This window comes from Streptomyces xanthophaeus (assembly GCF_000725805.1).
Lineage (GTDB): Bacteria > Actinomycetota > Actinomycetes > Streptomycetales > Streptomycetaceae > Streptomyces > Streptomyces xanthophaeus.
This window is the reverse complement of the sequence record NZ_JOFT01000071.1, coordinates 1-5847: the sequence shown is the minus strand read 5'-3', so window position 1 is coordinate 5847 and position 5847 is coordinate 1. Positions and strand designations below refer to the sequence as shown.

Sequence of the window (5847 nt, the reverse complement as noted above, 5' to 3'; positions counted from 1 at the left end):
ACCTCACCGGCATCTACGACCTGACGCTCCTGAACAAGGTCCTCAAGGCCGCCGGCAAGCCCGAGGTCTCCGACGCCGGCCTCGGCGCCAAGTAATCCCGTAGGGCGAAGCCAAAACCACGGTGGCCGGGGGCATCCGCCCCCGGCCACCGGTCCGTTCGCGCGCGGGGCCGGACCGCCCCGCCCCCTGTCCCGAAGGAGCTTCGCCCGTGACCAGCCCGAGCACACCCGCCGCCCCCGGCGCCCCCAGCGCTCCCGGCAGCCCGCACCGCCGTGATCCCTACGAGGGCTTCGCGGGCCGTGTCGGCCGCACCTTCGCCGAGTCCGAACCCGCCTGGCAGCCGCCGCGCCGGCCCGGACACCGCGCGCCGAACATCGTCGTGGTCCTCGTCGACGACATGGGCTACAGCGACATCGGCCCGTTCGGCTCCGAGATCCCCACCCCCGTGCTGGACGGACTGGCCGAGCGCGGCCTGCGCCTGGCCAACTACCACACCATGCCGCTGTGCTCCCCGGCCCGCGCCGCCCTGCTCACCGGTCTCAACCCGCACCGCGTCGGGTACGCGACGGTCGCCAATTCCGACCCCGGTTTCCCCGGCTACGGCATGGAGGTCGGCCAGGACGTCCCCACCCTCGCCGAGGTTCTGCACGACGCGGGCTACGCCACGTACGCCGTCGGCAAGTGGCACCTCACCCGCGACTCCGCCTCCAACGCCGCCGACGACCGGCGCAACTGGCCCCTGCAGAAGGGCTTCGACCAGTACTACGGCGTACTGGAGGGCCTGACCAGTCTCTTCCACCCGCACCAGCTGGTCCGCGACAACAGCCCGCTGGACATCGACGAGCTGCCCGACGGCTACTACTACACCGACGACATCACCGACCAGGCCATCTCGATGGTGAAGTCGCTCCGCGCGCACGACCCCGACAAGCCGTTCTTCCTCTACGTGGCGCACAACGCCGTCCACGGCCCCCTCCAGGCCAAGCCCGCCGACATCGAACGCCGGCGCGGGCACTACGACGGCGGCTGGGACGCCCTGCGCGACACCCGCTTCGCCCGGCAGATCGCCGACGGCCTCTTCCCCGAGGGCACCGCCCTGCCCGACCGCAACTCCGAGGCCGGTTTGGACGTAGGCCCCTGGGAGGAGCTGACACCCGGGCAACGGCGCCGCTACGCCCGCTACATGGAGGTCTACGCGGCGATGGTCGACAACATCGACCAGAACCTCGGGCGCCTCACCGAGACCCTGCGCGCACTCGGTGAACTCGACAACACCGTCATCGTCTTCACCTCCGACAACGGCGGCACCGGCGAAGGCGGCGCCGAGGGCACCCGCAGCTACTTCAGCCGCTTCGTCCACCAGCCCGTCCCCGACGACTGGAACCCGGACGTGGACCGGGACACCGATCTCATCGGCGGTCCGCAGAGCCTGGTGCACTACCCGCGCGGCTGGGGCATGGCCTCCAACACCCCCTTCCGGCTCTACAAGGGCCAGACCTACGCGGGCGGCGTACGCGTGCCCTTCGTCATCTCCTGGCCCGAGGGGCTGCGCCGCGCCGAGGAGGACTCCGGGGTCCGCCTCCAGTACCAGTACGTCACCGACATCACCCCCACCCTCCTGGAACTCGCGGGCGTACGACGCCCGGAGCTGTGGCGCTCGCGGCCCGCCCAGGAGCTGGACGGCGTCAGCTTCGCGCCCGTCCTGCGCGACGCCCGTACGCCCAGCGCCCACACCGAGCAGTACTGCGAGATGTCGGGCAACCGCAGTTACTACCGCGACGGCTGGAAGCTGGTCACGCTCCACCGTCCCGGCGCACCGTACGACGACGGCGAATGGGCGCTGTACGACCTGCGCACGGACCCGACCGAGACCGTGGACGTCGCCCAGGACCACCCGGAGGTGGTGAAGGAACTGGCTGCGGCCTGGGAGTCGGCGGCCCGGCGCAACGGCGTCTTCCCCCTCCTCGACGGCACCGGCGCCCTGGCCAGGCGCAACCCGGCCGAGGAACGGTTCCAGCGGCCCCTCACCCTGCTGGCGGGCACACCCGAGCTGGAGCGGTACCGCTCCTCCCGGCTCATCTCCTTCCGCTCCTTCGACGTCACCGTCGCACTGGACGAGCACGCCGCGTCGGACCAGGGCGTGCTGGTCTCGCACGGCGACCAGGGCGGCGGCTACAGCCTGTACGTGGAGGACGGCCGGCTGTGGTTCGCCTACAACGAGTACGGCGAGCTGCACGAGACGGACGCCGGTCCGCTGCCCGCGGGACGCCGGACGGTCACGCTCTCGGCCACCGCGGTGGAGGGGCTGCGCTGGGAGTTCCGCATCCTGGTCGACGGTGTCGAGACCGGCCGGTCGGACCGCGTCCACCAGCTCATCGGCATGGCGCCGCTGCAAGGCATCAGCGTCGGCGTGGACCGCAGGTCCCCCGTCTCCTGGCCGGTCCACGAACGCCATCGCAGCTTCCGCTACACCGGCGCCCTGCGCTCGGTGACCTACACCCCCGGCGCACAGGCGCCCTACGACCCGGCACTGGTGGCCCGCGCCCTGCGGGAGGCAGCCGCCGCCTTCGAATGACGCGGCACGCGGTCCACCGGCGCCTCGGCCGGTGACGTCGGCTGTCAGGACGGCGCCGGCAACGGCTCGCGTTCGGGCAGGAGTTCGGTGGTGACGAAGGCGACCACGACCGCGAGGATCACCACCGGCATCATGGCGACACTGCCCAGCAGCAGGACGACCAGCACCACGCTGCTGACCGGCAGACGGAGGGTGGCGGCCGTGGCCGCCGCCATGCCCGCGGCCATGGCCGGCACCACGCCGAGGCCCGGGAGGGGAGCCAGGAGGACGCCGGTCGCGGCTCCGAGGAAGAGCGCGGGGAAGACGGGTCCGCCGCGCAGGCTGCCCAGGCAGAGGGCGTACGCCGCTCCCTTGAGCAGGATCACGGCGAGCAGCGCGCCCACGCCCCAGGCGTGGGGGTCGCCGCCCAGCCGGCTCAGCGCGGCCTGGCCCGACAGGGCGACGTCCGCGGGCGTACGTCCGGTGGTCAGGGCGTACAGGGCCGCGCAGGACCCGGCGCCGAGCGCGCACAGCACCGTACGGGGAAGCACGCGGCCCGAGACGTACGCGGCGATGCGGCGCCCCGCCCCCAGCACCGGGTGCAGCGAGAGGGCCAGGGCGACGGCCATGAGGACCGTCCAGAGCACGTCCGCCGCGTCCAGCCGCGGCAGGGGCACCGACATGGCGAGGCTGAGGCTGCCCGTGTCCAGCCCGGTCCACCGCCCGAAGCCGGTGAAGACCAGGGATCCGACCCCGCTGGAGAGCAGGGCGGGCAGCATGACCGCGAAGAGCTGCGGCCCGCCCACCCCCGCCACCTCGATCAGCAGGACGGCCGCGATCACCGGGTTGCCGAAGATCGCCGCGATGGCGGCGGCGGCACCGGCCGCGCCGAGCAGCGCCGTGGCCTGCCGGGTCCCCGCGGTACGGGTGAGGTCGCGGAAGAGCATGGCCAGTCCGGCGCCCAGCGCGATGAGCGGCGCCTCCGGCCCCAGGACCGCTCCGAACGGCAGGCTCGCCGCTGCGGCGAGCAGGACACCCGGCAGCGTGGCCGCTGAGGTGCCTCCGGCGTGCAGCCCCTCGGCGGGAACGTGACCGCCCGCTCCGGGCAGACGCGTGGCGACCAGACCGACGACGGCTCCGGCGACCAGCAGCAGGGGCAGCGGCCACCACCACGGGGGCGCGTCCCGCCCCAGGGACTGCGGCAGGTCCGTCCACAGGACGTGCTCCAGTTCGTGCAGCCCGACGAGGAACCAGAACGCGATCAGCGACACCGGGACGCCGATGGCGGCGGAGACGACGAGGATCTTGAGGTAGCCGGGCGCGCGCAGGATGTCCCGCAACCGGTCCGCCTCTTCCGGTTGTCCCGGGTGCCGCCCGTCGGCGCAGGCACCCTCTCGGGGGGTCGGCTCCGTCATGGATCTCCTGCTTCCTTGCCCATGGCCGGGATTCCTTTCCGGGCGGCCGCCGTGTGCCGACGGGAGGGGCGGAAGGGGACGGGGAGCGCGTGCGGTCCCCGGTCCGATGATCCGCCCGGATGGCCGTCTCCGCCGCCGGGCCGGTCCCGCAGGGCGCGCAGCCACCCATCGGTGCCATGCTGGAAGGGAGGCCGGGGCGCCTTCAGCCGGACTGTCCGGCCTGCGCCCGGTCGGTGAGGAGAAGCGACGTGTCCGGTCTTCTTCGAGGAGTAGCACGCACCGCGGTGGTCGCCGGTACGGCGACGGCGGTCTCCAACCGGGTCTCGCGGCGCCAGGCGGGTCGATGGGCCCAGCAGGAGCCGCAGGCCTACGAGCAGCAGGCTGCGCCGGCCCCTCCCCCGGCCCCCGCACAGCCGCCGGCCGACGACATGAGCAGTCGGATCGCCCAGCTCAAGGAGCTCGGAGCGCTGAAGGAGCAGGGAATCCTGACCGAGGCGGAGTTCGCGGAGCAGAAGAGCAGGCTCCTCGGCTCCTGACGTCCCGGCAGCTCCTCAGGCCTGGCGACTCCTCAGGCCCGGCAGCTCCACAGGCCGAGAGGCGCCTGAAGTCCCGGCGCCTCTCGGGGGGTTCAGCCCGTGAGCTGGTAGAGGCTCCTGCCGACGAGCCACAGGCCGAGCAGGAGGCAGACGACCACGACCGCCTGGTCCTTGTGGCTCTGGAGCCATGCGCGCAGGCCGGTCAGGACGAGTTGGGCCCTTTCCGGCGCGAACACCATGTACAGCTCCATGGCCAGCAGGCTGGAGGTCGCCAGCAGGCAGAACCCGGCCAGGGCCACGTAGGTCGCCCCGTGGGAGAGGTCGGCCTGCACGACGGTGGCGGCAGCGGCGCCGACCATCCCCCAGGGCTGCAGGAGCACGGCGAGCGCGGCGGCGGACCATCCGGTCGCGTCGTCCATGCGTGAGGACAGCGAGGTCCCGGCAGTCTCCCGCTTCGGAGCCGGCCCCGTACGGCGGTGCCGGCGACGTCTGTGCTCGCTGTAGACGATCAGCCCCACACCGATGACCAGCGTGGCGACGAGTGCCCCGATGGAGGGCGGGGAGCGGGGCGGCGGCGGCTGGCCGCCGGTGAGGAACAGGACGATCGCTATGACGGCCACCAGGCAGGCCAGCCAGGCCAGGATGAACGCCAGCCCCTTGTGGACGCCTCGGGGTGCGGAGACGACGAGGACGAAGGCCATGATCGGCAAGGGGAAGAGCGTGACGGCCAGGCCGATGAGGATCAGGTCGAGCACCATGAGGTGCCTCTCCTCTGCGGTTGCCGTACGGCTGCCGGTACGGCGTCCTCAGGACGCGAGGACCTTGGCCTTGGCCTGCTGGTACTCGGCTTCCGTGATGTCTCCGCGGTTCTTGAGCTCGGCGAGCCGGGACAGGTCCTCGGCGTTGCTCCTGGGGGCGGCGCTCTCGCGTACGTAGGAGCGGAAGGCCTGCTCATTCTGCTCGACCCGCTTCATCTCGCGTTCGCCCATCCCCCGCCCCCTGGCGATCAGGTACACGAACACGCCCAGGTAGGGCAGCAGGATGACGAAGGCGGTCCATCCCGCCTTCCCCCAGCCGTTCATCCCGTCGTCCCGGAAGATGTCGCCGATGACGCGGAAGAGCAGCATGAACCACAGGATCCAGAAGAAGAACAGCATCATGGTCCAGAACACGTCCAGCAGCGGGTAGTCCGCTGCCAGATAGAGCGTCGCACCGTTCATCGTCGGTCTCCTGTCGGTCGGGGTCAGGCCGGTATCGGGGTGAAGGGCCTCAGTTCGTCGGCCCCGGGCTGTACGACGCCGTACGTGCTCTCCGGCACCTCGTTCCAGGCACCCGGGAGGTC

At 72.2% G+C, this 5847-nt stretch carries 5 protein-coding genes and 1 pseudogene; 2 read left to right on the top strand and 4 right to left on the bottom strand.

From position 1 onward, the window contains the following. Positions 1-208: 208 nt before the first annotated feature. Positions 209-2575, top strand: a complete 2367-nt coding sequence (locus tag IO30_RS0128800) for an arylsulfatase (RefSeq protein ID WP_031147716.1) — start codon at positions 209-211, stop codon at positions 2573-2575. A gap of 44 nt (positions 2576-2619) precedes the next feature. Here IO30_RS0128800 and IO30_RS0128795 read toward each other — a convergent pair whose 3' ends face one another. Next, the gene (locus tag IO30_RS0128795; RefSeq protein ID WP_037895413.1) at positions 2620-3969 is read right to left on the bottom strand and encodes a chloride channel protein; all 1350 of its coding nucleotides are present in this window, start codon (positions 3967-3969) and stop codon (positions 2620-2622) included. 248 nt (positions 3970-4217) lie between these two features. Here IO30_RS0128795 and IO30_RS0128790 point away from each other — a divergent pair, with 248 nt between their 5' ends. After that, the gene (locus IO30_RS0128790; RefSeq protein WP_031147712.1) at positions 4218-4505 is read left to right on the top strand and encodes an SHOCT domain-containing protein; all 288 of its coding nucleotides are present in this window, start codon (positions 4218-4220) and stop codon (positions 4503-4505) included. Positions 4506-4597: 92 nt separating this feature from the next. Here the strand turns inward: IO30_RS0128790 and IO30_RS0128785 are convergent, their stop codons facing one another. The 3 genes and pseudogenes from IO30_RS0128785 to IO30_RS47225 all read right to left on the bottom strand — a co-directional run. After that, positions 4598-5263 (bottom strand): GAP family protein, encoded by a 666-nt coding sequence (locus IO30_RS0128785; protein WP_031147710.1) that lies wholly within the window; start codon positions 5261-5263, stop codon positions 4598-4600. 48 nt (positions 5264-5311) lie between these two features. Next, positions 5312-5725 carry an SHOCT domain-containing protein gene (locus tag IO30_RS0128780; RefSeq protein ID WP_031147708.1) on the bottom strand — a complete coding sequence of 138 codons (414 nt, stop codon included), beginning with the start codon at positions 5723-5725 and terminating at the stop codon, positions 5312-5314. A gap of 23 nt (positions 5726-5748) precedes the next feature. After that, positions 5749-5847, bottom strand: a pseudogene (locus tag IO30_RS47225) (class II glutamine amidotransferase); the annotation flags it as partial.